Raw genomic sequence first — 24,138 nt, forward strand, 5'->3', positions numbered from 1 at the left:
GGGTGCGGGGAAGAGGGAGGCCGGCCGGTGAGGAGACTGTGCGCCGTCATGCTCACGCTGCAGGCGGTGGTGACCTTGCTGGCGATCCCCGTGGCGATCTCGGTCGCGCACACGGACGCGACGAGAGCCGGGATCGTGGGAGGCGCCCTGGCCCTCGCGGGACTGCTGATCGCCGGGCTGCTGCGGTACCGCTGGGCCTACGTCGCGGGCAGTGTGCTGCAGATTCTGGTCATTGCGACGGGATTCGTAGTTCCGGTGATGTTTTTCCTCGGTGTCATATTCGGCGCTCTCTGGGCGGCGTCGATTTGGGTCGGTCGCCGGGTGGAAGGCGCACAACCGCGCTAATCTCGCGGGTGGCCTTTCCAATCGTCCCGTATCGCTAATCTTTACAAATGCCAAAAAGTCGACATTTGGCGTAAAGTGCTCCTTTGGCGGGCGGGACCGATGATCTCCTGAGGAGATTCCGGATGTCCACGCCCCCCGGAAAGATGTCCACGTCCCCCGGAAGACGGGACGCCGCCGGATTCGCCGTGCTGCTGACCGTCGTCGCCACGGCGGTCCCCGCGGCGGTCGTCGCGCTGCCCGACACGGCGTCGTACGTGATGCCGCAGGCGCTCCGCGACCTCGGCCTGTCCGACGGCCAGGCGGCCGGGCTGGTCCGTGCCTGCGGCCTGGCGCTGCCCGCCCTCCTTCTCGCGACCCCGCCCGCGGCCGCGCTGGTCCGCCGCGTGCCCGCCTGGCTCGTGCTGTTCGCGGGGCTCGCCGTCCTGCTCGGCGCCCAGGCGCTCTCGGTGCACGCGACGTCCGTCCCGGAGGTCGCCGCCGTACGGCTGGCCGAGGGCGCCGGTGGCGGAGTCGTCTTACCGGCCACCCTGGCGCTGGCCCGGGAGCAGCGGCGGCGCCGCACGGCGTCCTCCGTCTGGGCCGGCGTCCTCGTCGCGGCGCTCCTGCTGGCCACGCCGCTCGCGCTCGCCGCGACGGCCGGCTCGGACCCCGACGGGGTGGAGTGGCGGGCGATCCTGCGCCCGTACTGGTGGCTGAGCGCGATCGCCCTGGTCGGCACCGCCCTGCTCGGGCTGCTGAGGAAGGGTTCGGACGCCCGCGCCGTCCCGCCGCCCGCCTCGCGCGCGGAGCGTGTGCAACTGCTGCTGCCGGTCGTTCCCGCGGCCGGGTTCGCGTTCCTGGCGGTGGTCACGACGTACGACTGGTCGCCGGGGGCGCAGTTGCTGCTGGCGGCCTGCGGGATCGCCGGGCTGCTCGGGCTCGCCGTGGTCGGCTCTCGCGACGCGACCACCGGCAGCCCGCTCGGGTACGCCGTCGTCATGCTGGCCGCGGGCCTGCTGACCATGCCGGTGACCGGGCCGCTCGCCGGGCTGGTCGGCGGCCGGGCCGTGCCGCTGACGGCCTTCCTGGCGGGCGCGGCGGGGGCGCTGGCCGCCGCCCTCCTGGCGGGTTCGCTCGGCCGGGGCGCGGGCCGCGGCGCGGTGTTGTGCGGGTACGGCCTGGGCATCGTCGCGATCTTTCTCCTGCTGACCATGGGGGCGGCGGCGAGCCTGTGGACGCTGCTGACCGCGCTGTGCGCGCTCGGCGCGGGAACGGGCCTGGCGGTCGGGGCCGCGCTGCGCCACACCGAGGCGGGCCCGGCCCTGTTCGGCCTGTCGCTGTGCTTCCCGGCGGTGCTCGGTGGCCACCTCGTCGTCGGGCCGCTGCAGATCGCGAAGGTCGGCGCCGTCACCCGGGCGGGCGGCGGTCCGATGGCGGCGCTGTACGCCCTGACCGCGGCGTACCGGCTGTGGCTCGTGGCGGCGGGCGTCATCGTGGTGGTCCTCGCGGCCGTGACCGCGTGGGTGAGCCGGACCCGCGCGGGACGCTCCCCGGTCGGCCCCGCGGACTCGGACGGAGCGGCGCTGCCGGCCGGGTAAGATCGCACCGATATGCGGCAGCCCGGCCGTGGCGACCTGCGCGGATACGGCCAGGGCCCCGGCCGGCCGGTGGCCTCCCGCCGCGACGGGCGGGCCGTGGCCCACGCTGAAGATCGCACCCGGTAGACCAAGGAGAATCACCCGTGTCCGAACGCACTCTTGTCCTCGTCAAGCCCGACGGCGTGCGCCGCGGCCTCGTCGGGGACGTCATCGCGCGCATCGAGCGCAAGGGCCTCAAGCTCGCCGCCCTGGAGCTCCGTACGCTGGAGCGCGAGGTCGCCGAGACGCACTACGAGGAGCACCGGGAGAAGCCGTTCTTCGGCTCGCTGGTGGAGTTCATCACGGGCGGTCCGCTCGTCGCGATCGTGGTCGAGGGGCCGCGCGCGATCGAGGCGTTCCGCGCCCTGGCCGGCGCCACCGACCCGGTCGTCGCCGCGCCCGGAACGATCCGTGGGGACCACGCGTTGGAGATCCAGGAGAACGTCGTGCACGGCTCCGACTCGCCCGCGTCCGCCGAGCGCGAGATCAAGCTGTTCTTCCCCGACCTTTTCTGAACATTGGTCGCATAACCGCGCGGGCCGGGTACCTACGGCCCGCGCGTTTGTTTTCCCAGGCCCGACACCCGGTACGGACCTGACCCGGAGCACGACGCGCGGGATCGGGTCTGCGTCAACCGGGATCTCTCGCGTTACCATGAGAATGCGTTCCGCACGCCCGCCAATCCGGAAGGGCTCCCTTTCTTCATGGGTAACAAGCTGTCGTTCCTGGGCCGTGACATGGCAGTCGATCTGGGCACGGCGAACACCTTGGTCTATGTGCGCGGTCGGGGCATCGTTCTGAACGAGCCGTCGGTCGTCGCGATCAACACCAACACGGGCAAGATCGTGGCGGTGGGCATCGAGGCCAAGCGGATGATCGGCCGTACCCCGGGCAACATCGTCGCGGTCCGTCCGCTCAAGGACGGCGTGATCGCCGACTTCGACGTCACTGAACGCATGCTGCGGTACTTCATCCAGAAGGTCCATAAACGCCGACATTTCGCCAAGCCGCGGATCGTCGTGGCCGTGCCCAGCGGGATCACGGGCGTCGAGCAGCGCGCCGTGAAGGAGGCCGGCTACCAGGCCGGCGCCCGGCGGGTGTACATCATCGAGGAGCCCATGGCCGCCGCGATCGGCGCCGGCCTGCCCGTGCACGAGCCGACGGGCAACATGGTCGTCGACATCGGGGGCGGCACCACCGAGGTCGCGATCATCTCGCTCGGCGGGATCGTGACGAGCCAGTCGATCCGGGTGGGCGGCGACGAGCTCGACCAGGCGATCATCTCCTACGCGAAGAAGGAGTACTCCCTGATGCTCGGGGAGCGCACCGCGGAGGAGATCAAGATGGCGATCGGGTCGGCGTACCCGTTCGACGACGAGCCGCACGCCGAGATCCGCGGCCGCGACCTCGTCAGCGGCCTGCCGAAGACGATCGTCATCTCCGCCGAGGAGATCCGCCGCGCCATCGAGGAGCCGGTCAACTCGGTCGTGGACGCGGTGAAGACCACACTCGACAAGTGCCCGCCCGAGCTGTCCGGCGACATCATGGACCGCGGCATCGCGCTCACCGGCGGCGGCGCCCTGCTGAAGAACATCGACGAACGGCTCCGGGAAGAGACCGGCATGCCGATCCACATGGTCGACAACCCGCTCGACTCGGTCGTCCTCGGCTCCGGTAAGTGTGTCGAGGACTTCGAGGCGCTGCGCCAGGTCCTCGTGCCCGAACCACGACGTTAGGGAACCGGCCGGTGAACGACACCCGGCGAACGCGCGCCGTCCTCGGGATCCTGCTGCTGATCTCCCTGGCCATGATCACCGTCGACTACCGCGGGGGCGAAGACTCACCGCTGCGCGGGCTGCGTTCCTTCGGCGAGGCGATCTTCGGGCCGATCGAGGACGGGTCGGCGGCCGTCATCACGCCGGTCGGGCACGCGCTGGACACGATCATCGGCAGCCCGGACGCCCACCGGCGCATCAACCGGCTCGAACGCGAGAACCAGCGGCTGCGCCAGCAACTGCGCGCCACGCAGATCGACAAGAACCGTGCGGAGCAGCTCCACCAGTTGCTCGGCACCGCCGGTCTCGGCGGCTACCGGATCGTCGCCGCGCAGGTCATCTCGGCCGGAGAGGGCGTCGAGGAGACCGTCACCATCGACGCCGGCAGCGGCGACGGCGTCCGTGCCGACATGACGGTGATCACCGGAGACGGCCTCGTCGGACGGATCACCCGTGTCGGACCGACCACCTCGACGGTGCTGCTGGCCACCGACGCTGCCTCCTCGGTCGGCGGGCGGCTCGAGGGCTCGGGGGAGATCGGCGTCGTGCGCGGGACCGGCCGGCGCAGCGGCTCCCCGCTCACCTTCGAGCTCCTGGACTCCACCGTGGAGATCAAACCGGGCCAGCGCATCGTCTCGTTCGGCTCGCAGGGCAACCGGCCGTACGTCCCGGGGGTCCCGATCGGCACCGTCATCCGCATCGAGCGGACACCGGGATCGCTGACCCGGACCGCCGTCGTCCGCCCGTTCACGCACTTCACCGGCCTCGACGTCGTGGGCGTGGTCGTGGCGCCGCCGAAGAAGAACCCGCGCGACGCCGTCCTGCCCCCGGCCCCGCCCAAGCCGCCGCCCAGTCCGTCCCCGTCCCCGTCCAACCCGGGACCGGCCGCCTCGGCCGCGCCGCGACGCGAGTCCTCGCCCCCGCAGGCGATGCCGAGCGCGGAGGAGTCCGCGTCCGCCGGGCCGTCCAGAGCGCGCAGGTCGGCCACGTCGACCGAGGCACCGAGATCGCGCAGCACGCTGACGTCCACCGAAGAACCGAGGCAGCGCAGGCCGCGCAGGCCGCGCACGCCGCACGCGTCGGGAGACTGAACCATGTCACGCAACGTCCTGGCCGCGATCGCCGTCACCGCCGCGCTCCTGCTGCAGGTGACGGTCGTCAACCGGCTGCCGCTGCCCGGCTCGGTCAGCCCCAACCTCGTGCTCCTGGCCGTGGTGGCGCTGGCACTGGTCAACGGCTCGATGACCGGCCTGGTCACCGGGTTCTTCGCCGGGCTGGCCAGCGACATCGTGCCGCCCGCCGACCACACCATCGGACGCTACGCCTTCGTGTACTGCCTGATCGGTTACGTCTGCGGGCTGGCCGCCGACGAGCTCGAGCGCTCGCCCGTGCTGCCGTTCGTCGCGGTGGCCGCCGGCGCGCTCGCCGGGTCGGTGCTGTACGCGATGGTCGGCATGCTGCTCGGCGACCCCCGCACGCGCTGGCCGGTGGTGTCCCACCAACTGCCGATCCAGGTGCTCTACGACGTGATCGCCAGCCCGTTCGTGGTCTGGGCCGTGCTGCGGCTGACCCGGCGGGCCGAACGCCAGCACGACCCGGGGGGACTCGACGCGGTTCCCGGGTTCTATCGGGCGCGCTAGACGGAGGAGGGGATCGTGGGTCCGCGCTCGCACGTGCGGCTCGTCGTCCTGCACGTGCTCGTCATGTCGCTGCTGCTGTCGCTCGGCGGGCGGCTGTGGTACCTGCAGGTCATGAACGGCGCGCACTACAAGAAGGTCGCCGCCGACAACCGAATCCGCGACATCGTGGTGCCCGCCGTCCGGGGCCAGATCCTCGACGACGTCGGGCGGCCGCTCGTACGGAACCGGACCGCCCTGGTCGTCTCGGTCGACCGGACGGCGCTGATGCGCCAGCGCGACGGCGGCAAGGCGGTGCTGCAGCGCCTGGCGGCCCTGCTCGGCACCCCGTACGACCAGGTCGCCCTGAAGATCCGGCTGTGCGGCCCGGGGATCAAGCGGCCCTGCTGGCCGGGCTCGCCGTACCAGCCGATCCCCATCGACGACCGCGTCGACTCCCGCAAGGCCCTGCAGATCATGGAGCGCCAGGAGGACTTCCCCGGCGTGACCGCCCAGCTCGAACCGGTGCGCGACTACCCGCGCACCGAGGGGGCCACCGCCGCGCAGGCGCTCGGTTACCTCCAGCCGATCACCCAGGAGGAGCTGAACAGCCGCAAGGGCCTGAAGGTCACCGGGTTCAGCGGGGTCGACCTGATCGGCCGCGACGGGCTCGAGGCCATCTACGACAGCGACCTGCGCGGCGTCCCGGGTGACCGGCGGCTCCTCGTCGACAACCGCGGCCGCGTGACCGGGACCGCCTCCGAACAGCCGCCGGTCGGCGGCGGCACCCTCGTCACCAGCATCGACGCCAGGGTGCAGGGGATCGTCGAGAAGGCGCTCGGCCAGGCCATGAAGGACGCCCGCCACCGCGGCACCCCGGCCGACTCGGCGGCGAGCGTGGTCATGGACGTCCGCACCGGGCGGATCATCGCGCTCGCCAGCTTCCCGACCTACGACCCGTCCGTGTGGACCGGCGGCATCTCCCAGGACGAGTACGACGCGCTGCTCAGCAAGCAGCACGGCGAGCCGCTGATCTCCCGGGCGACGGACGGTCAGTTCGCCCCCGGATCGACGTTCAAGATCTCCTCGCTGCCGGCGGCCGTCAAGGACGGGTACTCCCTGCACGGCATCTACCCCTGCCCGTCGTCGTACATGGTCGGGGCCCGGGCGTTCAGCAACTTCGAGGGCGAGTCGGGCGGCGACATCGACCTGCACCGGGCCCTGGTCATGTCCTGCGACACGATCTTCTACAAGTTCGCGTACGAGGAATGGCTGCGCGACGGCGGCATGCATCCGGTGAAGAACCCCAAGGACCCGATGGAGAAGATGGCCAGGGCGTACGGCTTCGGCAAGCGCACCGGCATCGACCTGCCCGGGGAGGCGCCCGGCCGGATCCCGGACCGCGGCTGGAAGCTCTCCTACTGGAACGACACCAAGAAGACGGACTGCAAACGGGCCAAGACCGGCTACCCGGAGATCGCCAAGTCCGACCCGGCCCGCGCGGCGTACCTCAAGGCGATCTCCTCGGAGAACTGCGTCGACGGATACGTCTTCCGCGCCGGTGACGCCGCCAACTTCTCGGTCGGCCAGGGCGACGTGCTCGTCACTCCGCTGCAACTGGCCCGCGCGTACGCCGCGCTCGCCAACGGCGGCACGCTGTGGAGCCCGCGGGTCGGCAAGGCGGTCATCGCCCCGGACGGGTCGGTGGCCCGCCGCATCGACCCGGTGAAGACGGGACATCTGCCCGTGCCGTCCAAGGTGCTCTCCTTCATCAGGAGCGCGCTCGCGGACGTGCCGAAGCAGGGGACGGCCGCCGGCGCCTTCGGCGGCTTCCCCTTCGACAGGCTGGCCGTCGCCGGCAAGACCGGCACCGCCGAGGTGTACGGCAAGAAGGACACGTCGTGGTTCGCGTCCTTCGCCCCGGCGAACAAGCCGCGCTACGTCGTCGTCGCCATGGTCACCCAGGCGGGCACCGGCGCCACCACGGCGGCGCCGGCGGTCCGCCAGATCTGGGAGGGCATGTACGGCCTCACCGGGAAGCCCGCGGCGCTGCCCGACGGCAACGTCCCGGACCGGCTGCCGACCCTCGCGCCCGACGGCACGGTGAACGCCCCGCCCGGATTCGCCGTGACCTCGGCGGACAAGCAGCCCGCGACCGAGACACGCCGGCGGAGGCCACGATGACCGGGCGGCGACATGATCAGTGAGTACGGCGGGGCGCTCGGCCGGCGGCGCTCCCTCCCCGCCCGGCTGCTGGCCTCGCCCGCGCGGCGACTCGACTGGATCCTCCTCCTCGCCGTGCTCGCGCTGTCCGTCATCGGCGCGCTCCTCGTGTACTCCGCGACCCGCGCCGACGGCTCCGAGGCCTTCCTGAAGAAGCACCTCCTCAACCTGGCGATCGGGCTGGTCCTCGGCGGGGTGACGACGGCCCTGGACTACCGGCTGCTGCGCGCGTACGCGCCGATCGTCTACGGCGCGGCCTGCCTCGGCCTGGCCGTCGTCCTCACGCCGATCGGCGCCACCGTGAACGGCTCGCACTCGTGGATCGTGGTCGGCGGCGGGTTCCAGATCCAGCCGTCGGAGTTCGCCAAGGTCGGCATGGTCGTGCTGCTGGCGATGATCCTGGGCGAGCCGCGCGACGGAGAGATCGGACCGGGCCGGCGCGACATCCTGCTCGCTCTGACGCTGGCCGCGCTGCCCGCCGGGCTGGTGATGCTCCAGCCGGACCTCGGCACCACCCTGGTGTTCGCCACCGTGATCATCGGTGTGCTGGCGATGTCCGGGGCGCCGAAACGGTGGGTCGGCGGGCTGGTCGGGGCCGCGATGTCTCTCGCGCTGACGGTCTGGTCGCTGCATCTGCTCAAGCCCTACCAGGTCCACCGGTTCACCGCCTTCGCCGACCCGTCGGCCGACCCGCAGGGCGCCGGGTACAACGCCCAGCAGGCCCGCATCGCCGTCGGCTCCGGCGGCGTCTTCGGCAACGGCCTGTTCCACGGCGAGCAGACCAACGGCCACTTCGTCCCCGAGCAGCACACCGACTTCATCTTCACCGTCGCGGGGGAGGAGCTCGGGTTCGTCGGCGCGGCGCTGATCATCGCGCTGCTGGGCGTGGTGCTGTGGCGCGGACTGCGCATCGCCCGTGAGGCCGCCGACCTGTTCGGCGGGCTGGTGGCGACCGGCGTCGTGTGCTGGCTGGCGTTCCAGACGTTCGAGAACATCGGCATGACCGTCGGCATCATGCCGATCACCGGCCTGCCCCTGCCCTTCGTGTCGTACGGCGGCTCGGCCTCCTTCGCCAACTTCGTCGGCGTCGGCCTCCTCCAGACCGTCCACCTCCGCCACAACCCGTACGACTGAGCGGCGGGCGAGCGGTCTGCCGGAGGGGCTCGCGCCGGTAGGGTGGGGGGAATCCCATATTCGTTTTCGGAGGCTTCCGTCATGGCCGTCGAGTCGCTGTTCACCCGGTTGGAGCCGCTGCTCCCTAAGGTGCAAAAGCCGATTCAGTACGTCGGCGGGGAGCTGAACTCCTCCGTCAAGGACTGGGACTCCTGCGACGTGCGCTGGGCGCTGATGTACCCGGACGCGTACGAGGTGGGCCAGCCCAACCAGGGCGTGCAGATTCTTTACGAGGTGCTGAACGAGCGCGACGGGGTGCTGGCCGAGCGCACCTACAGCGTGTGGCCGGATCTCGAGGCGCTGATGCGCGAGCACGGCGTCCCGCAGTTCACGGTGGACGCGCACCGGCCGGTCGGCGCGTTCGACGTGCTGGGAGTGAGCTTCTCCACCGAGCTCGGGTACACCAACATGCTCACCGCCCTGGACCTGGCCGGGATCCCGCTGCGCGCGACGGAGCGGTCCGACGAGCACCCGATCGTGCTGGCCGGCGGGCACGCGGCGTTCAACCCGGAGCCGATCGCCGACTTCCTCGACGCCGCCGTGCTGGGCGACGGCGAGGAGATCGTTCTGGCGGTCACCGAGGTGATCCGCGAGTGGAAGGCCGAGGGGCGGCCCGGTGGCCGGGACGAGCTGCTGATGCGGCTCGCGAAGTCCGGCGGCGTCTACGTCCCGAAGTTCTACGACGTCGGCTACCTGCCGGACGGCCGGATCCAGCGCGTCGCGCCCAATCGTCCCGGCGTGCCGTGGCGGGTCGCCAAGCACACGGTCATGGACCTCGACCAGTGGCCGTACCCGAAGAAGCCCCTCGTTCCGCTGGCCGAGACCGTGCACGAGCGGTACAGCGTCGAGATCTTCCGTGGCTGCACGCGCGGCTGCCGGTTCTGCCAGGCGGGCATGATCACCCGGCCGGTGCGCGAGCGGTCCATCACGACGATCGGCGCGATGGTCGACACCGGGCTGAAGGAGTCCGGCTTCCAGGAGGTCGGCCTGCTGAGCCTGTCCAGCGCCGACCACTCCGAGATCGCCGACATCGCCAAGGGCCTCGGCGACCGGTACGAGGGCACCAACACGTCGCTGTCGCTGCCGTCGACCCGCGTCGACGCCTTCAACATCACCCTCGCCAACGAGTTCTCCCGCAACGGGCGCCGGTCCGGGCTGACGTTCGCCCCGGAGGGCGGGTCGGAGCGGATGCGCAAGGTCATCAACAAGATGGTCAGCGAGGACGACCTGATCCGCACCGTCACGACGGCGTACGAGAACGGCTGGCGGCAGGTGAAGCTCTACTTCATGTGCGGGCTGCCCACCGAGGAGGACGAGGACGTCCTCGCGATCGCCGACATGGCCAAGCGCGTCATCCAGGCGGGCCGGCAGGCCACCGGCCGCCGCGACATCCGCTGCACCGTCTCCATCGGCGGGTTCGTGCCCAAGCCGCACACGCCGTTCCAGTGGGCGGCCCAGTGCGACCACGAGACCGTCGACCGGCGCCTGCGGGCGCTGAAGGACGCGCTGCGGCGCGACAAGGAGTACGGCCGCGCCATCGGCCTGCGCTACCACGACGGCCAGCCATCGATCATCGAGGGGCTGCTGTCCCGCGGTGACCGCCGCGTAGGCAAGATCATCCAGGCGGTCTGGGAGGACGGCGGCCGGTTCGACGGGTGGAGTGAGCACTTCTCGTACGAGCGCTGGACGGCCTGCGCGGACAAGGCGCTCGCCGACGACGCGGTCGACCTCGACTGGTACACCGTCCGGGAGCGCGACGAGGTCGAGGTGCTGCCCTGGGACCACCTCGACGCCGGTCTCGACCGCGAGTGGCTGTGGCAGGACTGGCAGGACGCGCTCGACGAGACCGAGGTCGAGGACTGCCGCTGGACGCCGTGCTACGACTGCGGCGTCTGCCCGACCATGGACACCGAGATCCAGATCGGCCCGACCGGCAAGAAGCTCCTTCCCCTGACGGTCGTCTGAGACCGCGAGCGCGTCCGGGCGTCGTTCAGGATTCGGCGGCCCGGGGTCTGGTGGTCTGCTCGATCCGGCGGATGCGCCCGTCGGGTGCCAGCCTGCCGAACATGAAGATCTCCGCCTCGAAGGTCTTTCCCCGGCGCAGTGTCGTCCGCAGGGTGTACCGGGCGGCGATCCGGTCGCCGGAGACGAGGGCGTCGTGGACGTCGACCTCGAGCGACGGCGTCTCGGCTCCGCCGACGTTCCTGCGCGCCGGGCGCGCGTGGTCGATCATCCGCTGCCGGTCGAGCACCGAATCCTCGGCGACGTACTCGAACTCGGGCACGAAGTAACGGTCGAGGATCTCACCGGGGTCCCGGTCGGACAGGCCCAGGTCGGTGATGTAGTCGGTCAGGAACTCGATGACGTCGCCGTCGGTGGTGAAGCCCATGACATCCCCTCGCGTAGGAGTACATCGTACGCTTACGGGCGTCACCCTACTCTCGTCGTCGCGGAGGCGCGGGAGCTCGTCGGGTCCGGGCGGCGACAAGCGTGCCGCGACCATAAAAAGATCCGGCGGGCCCGAGGGGGCCCGCCGGATCGCGCGGGGTCGGCGTCCGCCGTGGCCGGCGGAACGCGCTCGATGGTCACCGTCATCCCACCGACGGCTCCAGGCGGGGATCGACGCGGTCGGCCGTGCGGCGGAGCAGGCCGGCGAGGGCGGTGCGGACGACCGGCGTGCGGGGCTCGTCGGGCACGTAGGGGATCTTGGGGGCGTCGGGCAGCGCCGAGCGCGCCTCGGCGCGCATCGTGTCGTGCGCCGCGATGAACGTGACGACCTGCAGCGGAGTCATGCTGTCTCCTTCCGAGACATCTTTATCGATTCAGTTACCTCCTCAAGAGTACGTCGTGTCCTCTTCTTAATCAATTCAGAACTAAGGTGACGTCTCGTGCAACGCGTCACACTGCAGACGATCGCCGATCGGGTCGGCGTCTCACGTACGACCGTGTCCAACGCCTTCTCCCGGCCCGACCAGCTCAACGAGGAGCTGCGCCGGCGGATCCTCGAGGTGGCGGGAGAGCTCGGCTATCCCGGCCCGCACCCGGCGGCCCGTACGCTCCGGCGGGGCCGGGCCGGCGTGATCGGGGTGATCTTCACCGAGGAGCTGTCGTACGCCTTCGCCGACTCCTACGCGGTCGGCTTCCTGCGCGGCCTGGCCACGGTGGCCGAGCAGTCCGGCACCGGCCTCCACCTCATCGGCTGGCCGTCCCCGGCCGTCGCCGAGGAGGTGATCGCGGACGCCGTGGTGGACGGCTTCTGCCTGTTCTCCCCCGAGGGACACCCGCTCGTCGAGACGGTGCTGCGCCGCCGCCTGCCCGTCGTCACCGTCGACTATCCGTACGTCGAGGGCGTGCCGTTCGTGGGGATCGAGGACCGGGCCGCCGCGCGCGCCGCCGCCGAGCACGTCCTCGGCCTCGGGCACCGGCGCGTCGCCGTGCTGGGCGTGCAGCCCGCTCCGGGCCGGACCGACCGCGACTGGCTGGACCTGGACCGTCCGGGGGACCTGCGGTTCGGGGCGGGGCGTGCCCGGCTCGCCGGCTACCACGACGCCTGCGTGGGGGCGGGGCTGGAGTGGAAGGACGTCGTCCTCGACCGGACGGCGAACGACCGGGAGCTCGCCCGGCAGGCCGCCGTCCGGATCCTCGACCGGAGCCCACGGCCGACCGCGATCCTGGCGCCGACGGACGAGGTGGCGTTCGCGGTCCTGGACGTCGCGACGCATTTGGGGATCGAGGTTCCCGGGGAGCTGTCGGTCGTCGGCTTCGACGACGTGCCCGCCGCCGCCCCGGCCGGGCTGACCACCGTGCGCCAGCCGATCACCGAGAAGGGCACCACGGCGGGGCGGCTGCTCCTCGAGCCCGCCCGTGAGCCCGCCCCCTGCGTGCTCATGCCGACCGAGCTCGTCGTCCGCCGTACGACCGCGCCACCGGCCGACGTCGGCGTGTGACGGAACGAAAACTGTGTAACGGAACGAACGGCGTGTGACAGAACGAAACGAGAACGAACGCTCGTGCGTCGTACAGACGTGAACGAAGCGCCAGGCTGCATCACCGTCCCCATCATGATCATCGTGGTGCCGATCCGGCTGCTCTGGGAGCTGGTCGCCCTGATCGGGCGGCTCGTCGGCAGGTACGTCCTCCGGCCGATCGGCTGGCTCGTGTACCAGGTCGTGATCCGGCCCGTCGCGTGGCTGATCCGCGTGCTGGTCGTTCTCCCGCTGCGCTGGGTGGCCGAGACGATCCTGGTGCCGCTCGGCCGGTTGGTGTACCGCTGTCTCCTGCGGCCGGTCGGACGGGCCCTGGTCTGGTGTCTGGCGATGCTCCTCGTGCCCTTCGCGTACGCGGCGCACTGGATCGGCCGTGGCCTCGCCGCGCTGTGGCGCGCCGTCTGGCCGCTGTTGGCCGCCTTGGGGCGCGCCATCGCGTACTTCTGGCGGCTCGCCGGGATCGTGCTCTTCCACCTCCTCGTACGGCCCGTACGGTGGATCTGGCGGACGTTCGTGCTGCCGGTCCTCCGCGTCGTCGCCTGGGTATGGCGCGTCACCGTGCTGACAACTGCCAGATGGGTGCGCGTCAACGTCCTGAAACCCGCCGGAGCGGCCGTTCGTTCGGTCTTCCGGGCACTGGGGCTGGATACGCGGCGCCCGTGACCCCGTACTCTTAGAGGACAGAGACTTTTGGATTGGCACGAGTAGGAAGGACCGAAACCCTGGCACCCATGCCGGAGGGCCCGGCGCCGGCCCCCGTGACCCAACGCCTGCGCGTGCGGTACGCCAAGCGCGGCAGGATGCGGTTCACCAGCCACCGTGACATCTCCCGGGCCGTGGAACGCGCCGTACGGCGTGCCGGGATCCCGGTGGCCTTCAGCGCCGGATTTTCTCCGCACCCGAAGATCTCCTACACGGGTGCGGCGGCAACCGGGGTGGCCAGTGAGGCGGAGTATCTCGAGATCGGGCTCACCACCCATCGCGATCCAGACCAGGTGCGGGCCGCCCTCGACACAGTTCTGCCCGACGGACTCGACGTCGTCGAGGTCGTCGAGGCGGGAGCCGGGGCTCTGGCGGACCGCCTGGAGGCATCGCGGTGGCTCGTGCGCCTGGACGGCGTCGCCCCCGACGTCGCCGACGCGGCCGTCCGTGCGTTCATGGCGGCCGGTGAGATCGAGGTCGAGCGCCTCACGAAGAAGGGACGCCGGCGTTTCGACGCTCGCGCCGCGGTAATCGCGTGCGAGGTCGACCGGCGCGCCACCCAGGACACGGATGTCGAATGTGCCATACTTCGAATGGTTGTTCGGCACACGACGCCCGCTGTTCGACCGGACGACGTCCTCACCGGCCTTCGTCAGGTGGCCGACCTCGCGCCGCCGTCACCGCCCATGGTGACGCGGCTGGCGCAGGGACCACTCGACGATTCCACCGGTGAGCTCACCGACCCGCTGGCCTCCGACCGGCAGACCGCACCGGCAGGCGATGACGCCGCCGCGAGCGCGGACGCCGTACGAGCCACGGCGCCGGACGCCGTCGGCGCCCAGTCGTAAACGGATCCGTGCGGCGCATGGATTCTCGGGGACGGCAGGGCGCACCCCTGATGACTTTGTCGGCACGACCCGCCAGGGCCATGCCGGCGACAACGACAAACGGAGAGCTCCTGTGCGGCGCACCCTTCGCGGGTCGCGCCCGGGAGCCTGACGGGAGACAGCCCGCATGCTTGACAAGGATTACGGTGACGCCACCGGCGGCACCGGGGACAACAACATCGAAACCAACGAACAGCCCAAGAAGACCACCCGCCCGCGGCGCGCGAGCCGCCCGGCGGGCCCTCCGCCCGAGTTCGACGAGGAGACCAGCCCGCGGCCGGTGACCAGGCCCGCGTCGGCGGTGTCCGCGGAGCCGGCCACGGCCGCCGCTTCGCCGCCGGCGGAGAAGAGCGACGCGGCGACCGGCGCGCGGAGCGAGGGCGGCCCCAGCGCCAAGGACGAGGGCGCCGCGAGCGCGAAGGGCGAGGAGGCCCCGAGCGCCGCCGGCACGGCCAAGCCCGCGCGTACCCGCCGGACCCGCAAGACCTCCACCGCGCCCGAGCCGGAGCCCGCATCCGAGTCGCAGTCCGCGCCGGAGCCGTTCGCGGCCGCCGCGTCGGAGCCGGCCGGGGCGGCGACCAGGCCCGCCGGGCCGCCGCCGGCCGTTCCCGAGGCCGCGTTCCAGCCGCCGATGGTCGTCTTCCAGCCGCCGCAGCTGCCCGAGGAGGAGGCGGCGCCGCGGTCGCGGGCCCGCGCCGAGGCGCAGCCGAAGGCCGAGGCGAAGGCCAAGCCCAAGACAGACGTCAAGGAGAAGGTCGAGACCCCGCCGGCCCCCGAGGAGCCGGAGGACGAGCAGGGCGAGGACGAGGACGGTTCGGACCGTTCCGGGCGTCGGCGCCGCCGTCGTGGCGGCCGGGGCCGGGGCAAGGCGCGTGACGGCCAGGAGGCCGAGGAGACCGACCGGACCGAGGACGAGGCCGAGCAGGGGCAGGCCGAGGAGGAGCCGGAGCAGGACGCGGCCGACGACGAGCAGGCCGACGGCGGCTCCACCCGCCGCCGGCGCCGTCGGCGTCGCCGCAGCCTCGGGGCCGACGGCGAGGAGATCTCGCCGGACGACCCGCCGAACACGGTCGTCCACGTCCGTGAGCCGCGTGTCGTCGAGGACGAGGTGCAGGCCGTCAAGGGCTCGACCCGGCTGGAGGCCAAGAAGCAGCGCCGCCGCGAGGGCCGCGAGCAGGGCCGCCGTCGCCCGCCGATCGTGACCGAGTCGGAGTTCCTGGCCCGGCGCGAGTCGGTCGAGCGCGTCATGGTGATCCGCTCGGAGGGCGACCGCACCCAGATCGGCGTGCTGGAGGACAAGGTCCTGGTCGAGCACTACGTCGACCGGTCCAGCCACCAGTCCTACATCGGCAACGTCTACCTCGGGAAGGTGCAGAACGTCCTGCCGTCGATGGAGGCGGCGTTCGTCGACGTCGGCAAGGGGCGCAACGCCGTCCTGTACGCCGGCGAGGTCAACTGGGACATCGCGGGCCTGGAGGGCCAGCCGCGCCGCATCGAGTCGGCGCTGAAGTCCGGCCAGTCGGTGCTGGTGCAGGTCACGAAGGACCCCGTCGGCCACAAGGGCGCCCGGCTGACCAGCCAGATCTCGCTGCCCGGCCGCTACCTGGTGTACGTCCCGGACGGCTCGATGACCGGCATCAGCCGCAAGCTGCCCGACAAGGAGCGCTCGCGGCTCAAGCAGATCCTCAAGAAGGTCATGCCCGAGAACGCCGGTGTGATCGTGCGCACCGCCGCGGAGGGCGCCACCGAGGATGAGCTGTCCCGCGACGTCTCCCGCCTGTCCGCCCAGTGGGAGAACATCAAGCGCCAGTCCAAGACCGCGTCCGCGCCGGCGATGCTGTACGGCGAGCCGGACCTGACCATCCGCGTGGTCCGCGACATCTTCAACGAGGACTTCACCAGGCTCGTCGTGCAGGGCGACGACGCGTGGGACATGGTCCAGGAGTACGTCGGCTACGTCGCCCCGCACCTGGCCGACCGGCTGCAGAAGTGGACCGACGACGAGGACGTCTTCACCTCGTACCGGATCGACGAGCAGATGGCCAAGGCGCTCGACCGCAAGGTCTGGCTGCCCAGCGGCGGCTCGCTGGTGATCGACCGGACCGAGGCGATGACCGTCGTCGACGTCAACACCGGCAAGTTCACCGGGCAGGGCGGCAACCTCGAGGAGACGGTCACCCGCAACAACCTCGAGGCCGCCGAGGAGATCGTGCACCAGCTGCGGCTGCGCGACATCGGCGGGATCATCGTCGTCGACTTCATCGACATGGTGCTCGAGAGCAACCGCGAGCTGGTGCTGCGCCGGATGCTCGAGTGCCTGTCGCGGGACCGTACCAAGCACCAGGTCGCCGAGGTGACCTCGCTCGGCCTCGTCCAGATGACCCGCAAGCGGGTCGGCGGGGGGCTCCTGGAGTCGTTCTCCGAGCCGTGCGACTGCTGCAACGGCCGGGGCATCCACGTCACCCTCTCGCCGGTCGAGCCGAAGGCGGAGAAGGCGGCGACGCCCAGTCGCCGCAAGAAGCGCAAGGGCGAGGTCGAGAAGGCCGTCGAGGACAAGCTGGCGCGCGCCGAGCGTCGCGCCGCCCGTGCGGACGCCGCCAAGGCCGCGGCCGAGGCCGAGACGAAGGCGGGCGAGGAGCCCGAGGTCACGGCGGCGGGAGCCGAGGCGCCCGCGGAGGCCGTGTCCGGCCCGGTGGCGGGCGAGGGGGCGGCCGACGACGTACGGCCCGCCGAGGCCCTCGAGACGGCCGAGGAGGCCGGGCAGGAGACCGCCGACGCCGAGCCCTCGGCCAACGGCCGTCGTCGGCGCACGCGGCGCTCTCCGCGGGCCCGGTCCGAGGCCACCGCGGAGTGACGTGCGGTTCCCGGCCGTCCCCTCCGGACGGCCGGGTGCCCGCCGGTTCGACCTTCGGTAGGGGAATCCGGTACTCTAGGTGTCCGGCGCTTTCCCGCGCCGTTGTTAGCGCGCCTGAGGCCCCCGGTTTCGGTGGGTGCGGGCAGCAGCTTCCGAAATGAGCTTGTTCGATTAGTCGTGCCCGAGGCACGCAAAGGAAAGGTTCCGCGGTGTACGCGATCGTCCGTTGCGGCGGCAGGCAGGAGAAGGTGGCCGTCGACGATGTGCTCACCGTCGACAAGGTGGCCGGTGAGGTCGGCTCGACGGTGACGCTCCCGGCCGTGCTCGTCGTTGACGGCGACAACGTCGTCAGCGCGCCCGGCGAGGTGGCCAAGTACGAGGTCACCGCCGAGATCCTTGGTGCGACCAAGGGCCCGAAGATCAACATCATGCACTACCGGAACAAGACCGGGTACAAGCGGCGGATGGGTCACCGTCAGCCGTACACCCAGGTCAAGGTCACCGGTATCAAGGCCGGAAAGTAGGTCGCAGACATGGCACACAAGAAGGGCGCGTCCTCCAGCCGTAACGGTCGTGACTCCAACGCCCAGCGGCTCGGCGTCAAGCGCTTCGGCGGCCAGCTCGTGAACGCCGGCGAGATCATCGTCCGGCAGCGTGGCACCCACTTCCACCCGGGTCCGGGCGTGGGCCGCGGCGGCGACGACACGCTGTTCGCGCTGGTCGCGGGTTCGGTGGAGTTCGGCCGCTACCGCGGTCGTCGCGCCGTGAGCATCGTTCCGCCGGCGGAGTAGGTCCGCCGACGCGACAGGTTTTCAGACGAGGGCGGGCCGTTGATCGGCCCGCCCTCGTCTTTTTTCTGGATGAAGGGTGAGGACATGCCGGACGAGATGCCACAGGCGCCGGCGCGGCGCGGTAACGCCGGGCCGCCAGGGGCGCAGTTCATCGACCGGGTCGTCCTGCACGTCCAGGCCGGCAACGGGGGACACGGCTGCGCCTCCGTGCACCGGGAGAAGTTCAAGCCGCTCGGCGGACCGGACGGCGGCAACGGCGGACGTGGCGGCGACGTCATCCTGGAGGTCGATCCCAACGCCGCCAGCCTCCTCGACTACCACCACCGGCCCAGCCGCAAGGCGACCGGCGGCAAGCAGGGCCAGGGGTCGCACAAGAACGGCGCGAACGGCACGGACCTCGTGCTTCCCGTCCCGAACGGCACGGTCGTCAAGACCCGTGACGGTGAGGTCCTGGCCGACCTCGTCGGGTCCGGCACCCGGTTCGTCATCGCCAAGGGCGGCCACGGCGGTCTGGGCAACGCCGCCCTGGCCAGCGCCCGGCGCAAGGCGCCCGGGTTCGCCCTGCTCGGCGAGCCGGGCGACGAGCTCGACGTCGTGCTGGAGCTGAAGACGGTCGCGGACGTCGCGCTGGTCGGGTTCCCGAGCGCGGGCAAGTCCTCGCTGATCGCGGCGCTCTCCGCGGCGAAACCGAAGATCGCCGACTACCCGTTCACCACCCTCACCCCGAACCTCGGCGTGGTCAGCGCCGGCGAGGTCGTCTACACGGTCGCCGACGTGCCGGGCCTGATCGAGGGCGCCAGCCAGGGCCGGGGCCTGGGCCTGCAGTTCCTGCGCCACATCGAGCGGGCCTCCACGCTCGTCCACGTCGTCGACTGCGCGACCCTCGAGCCGGGCCGCGACCCGCTGTCGGACTTCGAGGTGATCGAGGCGGAGCTCGCGGCGTACGACGCCCTGGGCGACGAGCCGCTGTCGGACCGCCTCCGTCTGGTCGTGCTCAACAAGGTCGACGTGCCGGACGCCCGCGACCTGGCCGAGCTGGTCCGCCCGGAGTTCGAGAAGCGCGGGCTGAAGGTCTTCGAGGTGTCCGCCGCCACCCACGAGGGCCTGCGCGAGCTGAGCTTCGCGATGGCCGAGATGGTGGCCGCCCACCGCGCCGCGCAGCCGGTGGAGGAGCCCACCCGGCTGGTCATCCGGCCCGCGCCCGTCGGCGGCGCCGACTTCGAGGTGCGCGCCATGCCCGACGGCGCCTACCTCGTCACCGGCGAGAAGCCGGTGCGCTGGCTACGGCAGACCGACTTCAGCAACGACGAGGCGGTCGGCTACCTCGCCGACCGGCTCGCCCGGCTCGGCGTCGAGGAGCGCCTGGCCGCGGCGGGCGCCGAGCCCGGCGCCACGGTGTACATCGGCTCCGAGGACGAGTCGATCGTCTTCGACTGGGAGCCCGAGGTGCTGGCCGGTTCCGAGAACGTCCTCGGCCGTCGCGGCACCGACCTGCGCCTGGAGGGCCGCTGATGATGGTGGATCGGGGGGGTCGCCGTGCGTGAGGCGGTCGTGCGCGCGCGCCGGATCGTGGTGAAGGCGGGGTCGTCCTCGCTGACCACTCCGGACGGGTCGATCGACGCCGCCCGGATCGACGCGCTCGTCGACGTGCTGGCCGGCTGGCGCGGCACCGACGGCCGGCCGGGCGCGGCGAAGGGCCGCGAGGTCGTGTTCGTCTCCTCGGGTGCGATCGCCGCCGGGCTCGGCCCGCTCGGCCTGCCCTCCCGGCCCCGCGACCTGGCGCTGCAGCAGGCGGTGGCCAGCGTGGGGCAGGGGCTGCTGGTGGCCCGCTACACCGCGTCCTTCGCACGCTACGGCCTGGGCGTCGGGCAGGTGCTGCTGACCGCCGACGACATGATGCGCCGCTCGCATCACCGCAACGCCCAGCGCACCCTCGAACAGCTCCTCACCTTCGGCGTCGTGCCGATCGTCAACGAGAACGACACGGTCGCCACCGACGAGATCCGGTTCGGCGACAACGATCGGCTCGCCGCCCTCGTCGCGCACCTCATCCGCGCGGACGCGCTGATCCTGCTGTCCGATGTGGACGCCCTCTACACCGGCGACCCGCGAGAGCCGGGCGCGCGGCGGATTCAGGACGTCCGGGAGCCCGCCGACCTGGACGGCGTGCGCCTCGGCGGCTCGGGCCGGGTCGGCACCGGCGGCATGGTCACCAAGGTGGAGGCGGCCCGCATCGCCGGCGTCCCGGTCGTCCTGACGAACGCCGACTCGGCCGGACCCGCGCTCGCGGGCGAGAACGTCGGAACGTACTTCCACCCGGCCGGCGCCCAGCCGTCGACCCGGCGCCTGTGGCTGGCGCACGCGACGACCGGGCAGGGCCGGGTGCGCCTGGACCCGGGAGCGGTCGAGGCCGTGGTCCGGCACCGCAAGTCGCTGCTGCCCGCCGGCGTGACCGGGGTGGAGGGCGACTTCAGCGCGGGCGACCCCGTGGACCTGTGCGACGACGAGGGCCGGGTCGTCGCGCGCGGGCTGGTCAACTACGACGCGGCGGAGATCCCGGACCTGATGGGCAGGTCGACGCGCTGGCTGGCGCGGGAGCTCGGCCCGGAGTACGAACGCGAGATCATTCACCGGGACGGCCTGGTCGTCCTGGTCGGCGAGCAGGCAGCGAGCGCCCGGCACTGAGACCGCGCGGGCCAGGAGGAGGACAGATGGGCAGTCAGGAGCAGGTTCTCGAGGTGGCGCGGCGCGCCAGGCAGGCCGCCGCCGAGCTGGCCCCGCTGCCGCGCGCCGTCAAGGACGCCGCGCTGCACGCCATCGCGGACGCCCTCGTGGCCCGCTCCGGGGAGATCGTCGAGGCGAACGCCGGCGACGTCGCCCGCGCCCGCGAGGCCGGCACCTCCGAGTACATGATCGACCGGCTGAGCCTGACCGACGACCGGGTCGCCGCGATCGCCGCCGCGGTCCGTCACGTCGCGTCCCTGCCGGATCCGGTGGGGGAGTCCGTCCGCGGCTACACGCTGCCCAACGGGCTGGAGCTGCGGCAGGTCCGGGTCCCGCTCGGCGTTGTCGGCATCATCTACGAGGGCCGCCCGAACGTCACGGTCGACGCCGCCGCGCTGACCCTCAAGAGCGGCAACGCGGTCCTGCTGCGCGGATCCTCCTCCGCGTACGACTCCAACACCGCGCTGGTCGAGGTCATGCGCGGGGCGCTGGCCGACGTCGCGGGCGGGGTGCCGGCCGACGCGATCCAGCTCGTGCCCGGCCGCGACCGCGACTCCGTCAAGCACCTGATGCGGGCCCGCGGCCTGGTCGACGTGCTGATTCCGCGCGGCGGCGCCTCGCTGATCAACTCGGTGGTCGAGGAGTCGACGGTCCCGGTCATCGAGACGGGGACCGGCAACTGCCACGTGTACGTCGACGCGGCCGCCGACCTGGACATGGCCGTGGACATCCTCGTCAACGCCAAGACGCAGCGTCCGTCGGTGTGCAACGCCGCCGAGACGGTCCTCGTGCACCGCGACATCGCGGACGCGTTCCTGCCGCGCGCGCTGCGGGCCCTGGGAGAGAAGGGCGTCACCGTGCACGGCGACGCGGCGGTCCGCGCGCACGCGGGGGAGGGGGCGACCGTCGTCGAGGCGACCGAGGAGGACTGGGGCACCGAGTACCTCTCCCTCGACCTCGCCGCCGCCGTCGTCGACTCGCTCGACGCCGCCGTCGCGCACATCCGGCGGTACGGCTCGGCGCACACCGAGGCGATCGTGACGACCTCCCAGTCCGCCGCCCGGCGCTTCACGGCGCTCGTCGACTCCGCCGCCGTCATGGTCAACGCCTCGACGCGGTTCACCGACGGCGAGGAGTTCGGGTTCGGCGCGGAGATCGGCATCTCCACCCAGAAGCTCCACGCCCGCGGCCCCATGGGCCTGCCCGAGCTGACCTCCACCAAGTACGTCGTCACCGGCGAGGGCCACCTCAAGGGCGTCTGACCGCCAAGGGCGCTCAGCCGAGCGGCGCGGAAGGGGCTTTCGGCGAGCTGCGAGGACTACGGTGTCAGCACGATCCTGCCGAACACCTCGCCGGCGTCCATCTTCTGGTGCGCCAGTACGGCCTGCTCCAACGGCAGCACCTCGTGCACCACCGTGTGCAGTTCGCCGCGGCTCGCAGCGGCGAACTGCACGGTTCGCACGGCACGTCGCTCGGCTTCGGCCACCGTGGCGGCGCTGAAGGTGGCGAACGACAGCGACCTCTGGAAGTCCGCCATCATCTTCGTGCCGAAGTCCGCCGGCGGTTGGCCGCCGACCGCGCCGACGGCCACCATGCGACCGTTCGGGTTGAGCCTGGCGAAGAAGGAAGGCATGTCCGCACCGGCGACGATGTCGATGATGACGTCATAGCCCGCGGGCGCGTCCTCGCCTCCCTCGCCGGAGCGATCCAGCACGTGGGTCGCGCCGAGCCTGCGCAGGCGATCGCCGCGCTCGGCCGAGCTCGTCGTGACCGCCACCGCGCCGGCACCACGACGAGCCGCGAGCTGGACCGTCATGATCCCGATGCTGCCCGCCGCACCGCGCACCAGCACCGACTCGCCAGGAGCGAAGTGAGCGTGGGAAAGGCCGAAATGGGCCACCACGCCAGAGCTCCCGAGCGTCACCGCGTCGACGGTGGACAGGCTCGCGGGGAGGGGAAGGATCTCCTCGACCGGGGTGATCGCCTGTTCGACGTAGCCGCCGCCCACACCGGTGAACGCCCACACGCGCCGCCCGATCCAGGACGCGTCGACGCCGTCACCGACCGCGGTCACGGTGCCCGCCACCTCGCCGCCGGGGACATGACCCTCCTTGAACCCGTAGGCGGCGAGAGCACCGCTTCGGATCACGGCATCGACGCCGCCGACGCCGATCGCCTCAACGGCGATCAGTACCTGTCCGTCGGCGGGAGCCGGGGCAGGGAGATCGATGACCGCCAGGCCTTCGGGATCACCGAATGCCTGGATCGCTACTGCCTTCAATGTCTTCTCCATGTTCTGGGCTCGATCGGTACCGCTCCGGGCGCGATGCGTCCGGACGCGACGGACGCTAGTGGACGCCCCCGTCCGGTTGGCTAAAGTGAGACCGGTGACCGCCCCTTTGCCTCACTCCCTGCGGTCCGACGCCCTGGACAACCGCGAACGCGTCCTCGACGCGGCCCGTGCGCTGTTCGCCGCGGAAGGCCTGAACGTGTCGATGCGGGAGATCGCCCGGCGCGCCGGAGTCGGCCCTGCCACCCTGTACCGCCGCTTCCCGACCAAACAGATGCTGGTCACCGAAGTGTTCACGGAGGAGATGCGCGCGTGCCATGCCATCGTCGAGGAGGGGCGTGCCGATCCGGATCCGTGGCGCGGCTTCTGCCTCGTGATCGAGAGACTGTGTGAGCTGCACGCCAGTAACCGAGGCTTCACCGAAGCCTTCATGTCGACCTTCCCCGACGCGATGGATTTCGCCGCGGGCCGTGAACACGCGCTGAACTCGATCGCCGAACTGGCCCACCGTGCCAAGGACACCGGCCATCTACGCCACGACTTCGTACTGGACGACCTGATCCTCATGCTCATGGCCAACAGGGGCGTCCGTGCGACGTCGATGGCCACTCAGGTCACGGCCTCGCGGCGCTTCGCCGCGCTCATGATCCGGGCATTCCGCGCCCTCCCGGAGGGCTCACCGCTACTGCCGGCGGCACGATCGGCACCCGCGGAGCCACGCGAGAACGTCTGAGACCGCTCAGCCGCGCCCGTCGGGTGCTCGTCTCGTGCAGGCCTCAGGCTCCGGTCACCATGTCGCGTACGCCGCCGGCCGCGGCGTACAGGAGTTCGCGGACCACCTCCACCGAGTACGTCGTCACCGGCAAGGGCCACCTCCAGTGACCGGGGCTGGAAGACTCAGTGACGTGGGCGCAGTCCGTTCAGTGCCGTCTCGACGATGCTGTCGGCGTATTCGGGAGTGAGCGAAACGAAAGCAGAAGGATCCGCACCTTTGCGTCCCCCGCGACGAGTTCTTCCCGCACCTGGTTCATCACCGGAGCCAGTCGCGGCCTCGGCCGCGCGTTCGCCCTCCTTCGACATCTCCCAGCGGCGGATGCGCACCTGGGCGGCCTGGGAGCAGGTCAGCCGCGCCGCCCCGCCCCCGGAACGACCGGCT

The 24,138-nt window shown here is 71.7% G+C and carries 22 protein-coding genes; 19 read left to right on the forward strand and 3 right to left on the reverse strand.

The window, feature by feature from the left end; genetic code table 11:
• The first annotated feature begins 27 nt into the window (after window positions 1–27).
• From AB0L00_RS11390 to AB0L00_RS11430, 9 genes are all read left to right on the forward strand, one after another.
• On the forward strand, window positions 28–345 hold the full coding sequence (locus tag AB0L00_RS11390) for a DUF4233 domain-containing protein (RefSeq protein ID WP_345353712.1): 318 nt from the start codon (window positions 28–30) through the stop codon (window positions 343–345).
• A gap of 122 nt (window positions 346–467) precedes the next feature.
• Entirely contained in the window at window positions 468–1,922 is a 1,455-nt protein-coding gene (locus AB0L00_RS11395; protein ID WP_364431682.1) for a hypothetical protein, read from the forward strand.
• A gap of 143 nt (window positions 1,923–2,065) precedes the next feature.
• Window positions 2,066–2,476 (forward strand): nucleoside-diphosphate kinase, encoded by a 411-nt coding sequence (ndk, locus tag AB0L00_RS11400; protein ID WP_345353714.1) that lies wholly within the window; start codon window positions 2,066–2,068, stop codon window positions 2,474–2,476.
• A 189-nt stretch (window positions 2,477–2,665) separates the two neighbouring features.
• On the forward strand, window positions 2,666–3,697 hold the full coding sequence (locus AB0L00_RS11405) for a rod shape-determining protein (protein ID WP_364405421.1): 1,032 nt from the start codon (window positions 2,666–2,668) through the stop codon (window positions 3,695–3,697).
• A gap of 11 nt (window positions 3,698–3,708) precedes the next feature.
• Window positions 3,709–4,827, forward strand: a complete 1,119-nt coding sequence (gene mreC, locus AB0L00_RS11410; RefSeq protein WP_364431684.1) for a rod shape-determining protein MreC — start codon at window positions 3,709–3,711, stop codon at window positions 4,825–4,827.
• 3 nt (window positions 4,828–4,830) lie between these two features.
• Entirely contained in the window at window positions 4,831–5,376 is a 546-nt protein-coding gene (gene mreD, locus AB0L00_RS11415; protein ID WP_345353716.1) for a rod shape-determining protein MreD, read from the forward strand.
• 15 nt (window positions 5,377–5,391) lie between these two features.
• Window positions 5,392–7,536 carry a penicillin-binding protein 2 gene (mrdA, locus tag AB0L00_RS11420; RefSeq protein WP_364431687.1) on the forward strand — a complete coding sequence of 715 codons (2,145 nt, stop codon included), beginning with the start codon at window positions 5,392–5,394 and terminating at the stop codon, window positions 7,534–7,536.
• A 12-nt stretch (window positions 7,537–7,548) separates the two neighbouring features.
• Window positions 7,549–8,709, forward strand: a complete 1,161-nt coding sequence (gene rodA, locus AB0L00_RS11425; RefSeq protein ID WP_364431689.1) for a rod shape-determining protein RodA — start codon at window positions 7,549–7,551, stop codon at window positions 8,707–8,709.
• An 81-nt stretch (window positions 8,710–8,790) separates the two neighbouring features.
• On the forward strand, window positions 8,791–10,713 hold the full coding sequence (locus AB0L00_RS11430; RefSeq protein WP_364431691.1) for a TIGR03960 family B12-binding radical SAM protein: 1,923 nt from the start codon (window positions 8,791–8,793) through the stop codon (window positions 10,711–10,713).
• A 25-nt stretch (window positions 10,714–10,738) separates the two neighbouring features.
• On the opposite strand, the gene AB0L00_RS11435 is transcribed toward AB0L00_RS11430, so the two are convergent.
• Together AB0L00_RS11435 and AB0L00_RS11440 are read right to left on the reverse strand one after the other, a co-directional pair.
• Complete coding sequence (locus AB0L00_RS11435; RefSeq protein ID WP_364431693.1) at window positions 10,739–11,137, reverse strand: nuclear transport factor 2 family protein; 399 nt, start codon at window positions 11,135–11,137, stop codon at window positions 10,739–10,741.
• A 202-nt stretch (window positions 11,138–11,339) separates the two neighbouring features.
• Window positions 11,340–11,540 carry a hypothetical protein gene (locus AB0L00_RS11440; protein ID WP_345353721.1) on the reverse strand — a complete coding sequence of 67 codons (201 nt, stop codon included), beginning with the start codon at window positions 11,538–11,540 and terminating at the stop codon, window positions 11,340–11,342.
• 96 nt (window positions 11,541–11,636) lie between these two features.
• On the opposite strand from AB0L00_RS11440, the gene AB0L00_RS11445 reads away from it, so the two are divergent.
• From AB0L00_RS11445 to AB0L00_RS11485, 9 genes are all read left to right on the forward strand, one after another.
• Window positions 11,637–12,695 carry a LacI family DNA-binding transcriptional regulator gene (locus AB0L00_RS11445; RefSeq protein ID WP_364431695.1) on the forward strand — a complete coding sequence of 353 codons (1,059 nt, stop codon included), beginning with the start codon at window positions 11,637–11,639 and terminating at the stop codon, window positions 12,693–12,695.
• Window positions 12,696–12,809: 114 nt separating this feature from the next.
• Window positions 12,810–13,397 (forward strand): hypothetical protein, encoded by a 588-nt coding sequence (locus AB0L00_RS11450; RefSeq protein WP_364431698.1) that lies wholly within the window; start codon window positions 12,810–12,812, stop codon window positions 13,395–13,397.
• Between the two features lie 68 nt (window positions 13,398–13,465).
• Window positions 13,466–14,284 carry a TIGR03936 family radical SAM-associated protein gene (locus tag AB0L00_RS11455; protein ID WP_364431701.1) on the forward strand — a complete coding sequence of 273 codons (819 nt, stop codon included), beginning with the start codon at window positions 13,466–13,468 and terminating at the stop codon, window positions 14,282–14,284.
• A 166-nt stretch (window positions 14,285–14,450) separates the two neighbouring features.
• Window positions 14,451–17,177: an Rne/Rng family ribonuclease gene (locus AB0L00_RS11460; RefSeq protein WP_364431704.1), complete on the forward strand. Its 2,727-nt coding sequence runs from the start codon at window positions 14,451–14,453 to the stop codon at window positions 17,175–17,177.
• 209 nt (window positions 17,178–17,386) lie between these two features.
• Entirely contained in the window at window positions 17,387–17,701 is a 315-nt protein-coding gene (gene rplU / locus AB0L00_RS11465; protein WP_252778779.1) for a 50S ribosomal protein L21, read from the forward strand.
• A gap of 9 nt (window positions 17,702–17,710) precedes the next feature.
• Window positions 17,711–17,968 carry a 50S ribosomal protein L27 gene (rpmA, locus tag AB0L00_RS11470; RefSeq protein WP_345353726.1) on the forward strand — a complete coding sequence of 86 codons (258 nt, stop codon included), beginning with the start codon at window positions 17,711–17,713 and terminating at the stop codon, window positions 17,966–17,968.
• 96 nt (window positions 17,969–18,064) lie between these two features.
• Window positions 18,065–19,480 (forward strand): GTPase ObgE, encoded by a 1,416-nt coding sequence (gene obgE, locus AB0L00_RS11475; protein WP_364433219.1) that lies wholly within the window; start codon window positions 18,065–18,067, stop codon window positions 19,478–19,480.
• 24 nt (window positions 19,481–19,504) lie between these two features.
• Window positions 19,505–20,653 carry a glutamate 5-kinase gene (gene proB / locus AB0L00_RS11480; protein ID WP_364431707.1) on the forward strand — a complete coding sequence of 383 codons (1,149 nt, stop codon included), beginning with the start codon at window positions 19,505–19,507 and terminating at the stop codon, window positions 20,651–20,653.
• A gap of 26 nt (window positions 20,654–20,679) precedes the next feature.
• Entirely contained in the window at window positions 20,680–21,954 is a 1,275-nt protein-coding gene (locus tag AB0L00_RS11485; RefSeq protein WP_364431710.1) for a glutamate-5-semialdehyde dehydrogenase, read from the forward strand.
• Between the two features lie 56 nt (window positions 21,955–22,010).
• On the opposite strand, the gene AB0L00_RS11490 is transcribed toward AB0L00_RS11485, so the two are convergent.
• Complete coding sequence (locus AB0L00_RS11490; protein ID WP_364431713.1) at window positions 22,011–22,973, reverse strand: zinc-dependent alcohol dehydrogenase family protein; 963 nt, start codon at window positions 22,971–22,973, stop codon at window positions 22,011–22,013.
• Between the two features lie 70 nt (window positions 22,974–23,043).
• On the opposite strand from AB0L00_RS11490, the gene AB0L00_RS11495 reads away from it, so the two are divergent.
• Window positions 23,044–23,715: a helix-turn-helix domain-containing protein gene (locus tag AB0L00_RS11495; RefSeq protein WP_364431716.1), complete on the forward strand. Its 672-nt coding sequence runs from the start codon at window positions 23,044–23,046 to the stop codon at window positions 23,713–23,715.
• Window positions 23,716–24,138: the final 423 nt, after the last annotated feature.

Source organism: Actinoallomurus sp. NPDC052308, assembly GCF_040679195.1.
Taxonomy (GTDB): domain Bacteria; phylum Actinomycetota; class Actinomycetes; order Streptosporangiales; family Streptosporangiaceae; genus Actinoallomurus; species Actinoallomurus liliacearum.

Coding starts and splice junctions, on each gene's coding strand:
- AB0L00_RS11395 (WP_364431682.1), top strand. CDS start 468: ATGTCCACGCCCCCCGGAAAGATGTCCACGTCCCCCGGAAGACGGGAC.
- AB0L00_RS11405 (WP_364405421.1), top strand. CDS start 2,666: ATGGGTAACAAGCTGTCGTTCCTGGGCCGTGACATGGCAGTCGATCTG.
- mreD (WP_345353716.1), top strand. CDS start 4,831: ATGTCACGCAACGTCCTGGCCGCGATCGCCGTCACCGCCGCGCTCCTG.
- rodA (WP_364431689.1), top strand. CDS start 7,549: ATGATCAGTGAGTACGGCGGGGCGCTCGGCCGGCGGCGCTCCCTCCCC.
- AB0L00_RS11430 (WP_364431691.1), top strand. CDS start 8,791: ATGGCCGTCGAGTCGCTGTTCACCCGGTTGGAGCCGCTGCTCCCTAAG.
- AB0L00_RS11435 (WP_364431693.1), bottom strand. CDS start 11,137: ATGGGCTTCACCACCGACGGCGACGTCATCGAGTTCCTGACCGACTAC.
- AB0L00_RS11440 (WP_345353721.1), bottom strand. CDS start 11,540: ATGACTCCGCTGCAGGTCGTCACGTTCATCGCGGCGCACGACACGATG.
- AB0L00_RS11450 (WP_364431698.1), top strand. CDS start 12,810: ATGATCATCGTGGTGCCGATCCGGCTGCTCTGGGAGCTGGTCGCCCTG.
- AB0L00_RS11455 (WP_364431701.1), top strand. CDS start 13,466: ATGCCGGAGGGCCCGGCGCCGGCCCCCGTGACCCAACGCCTGCGCGTG.
- AB0L00_RS11460 (WP_364431704.1), top strand. CDS start 14,451: ATGCTTGACAAGGATTACGGTGACGCCACCGGCGGCACCGGGGACAAC.
- rpmA (WP_345353726.1), top strand. CDS start 17,711: ATGGCACACAAGAAGGGCGCGTCCTCCAGCCGTAACGGTCGTGACTCC.
- obgE (WP_364433219.1), top strand. CDS start 18,065: ATGCCACAGGCGCCGGCGCGGCGCGGTAACGCCGGGCCGCCAGGGGCG.
- AB0L00_RS11485 (WP_364431710.1), top strand. CDS start 20,680: ATGGGCAGTCAGGAGCAGGTTCTCGAGGTGGCGCGGCGCGCCAGGCAG.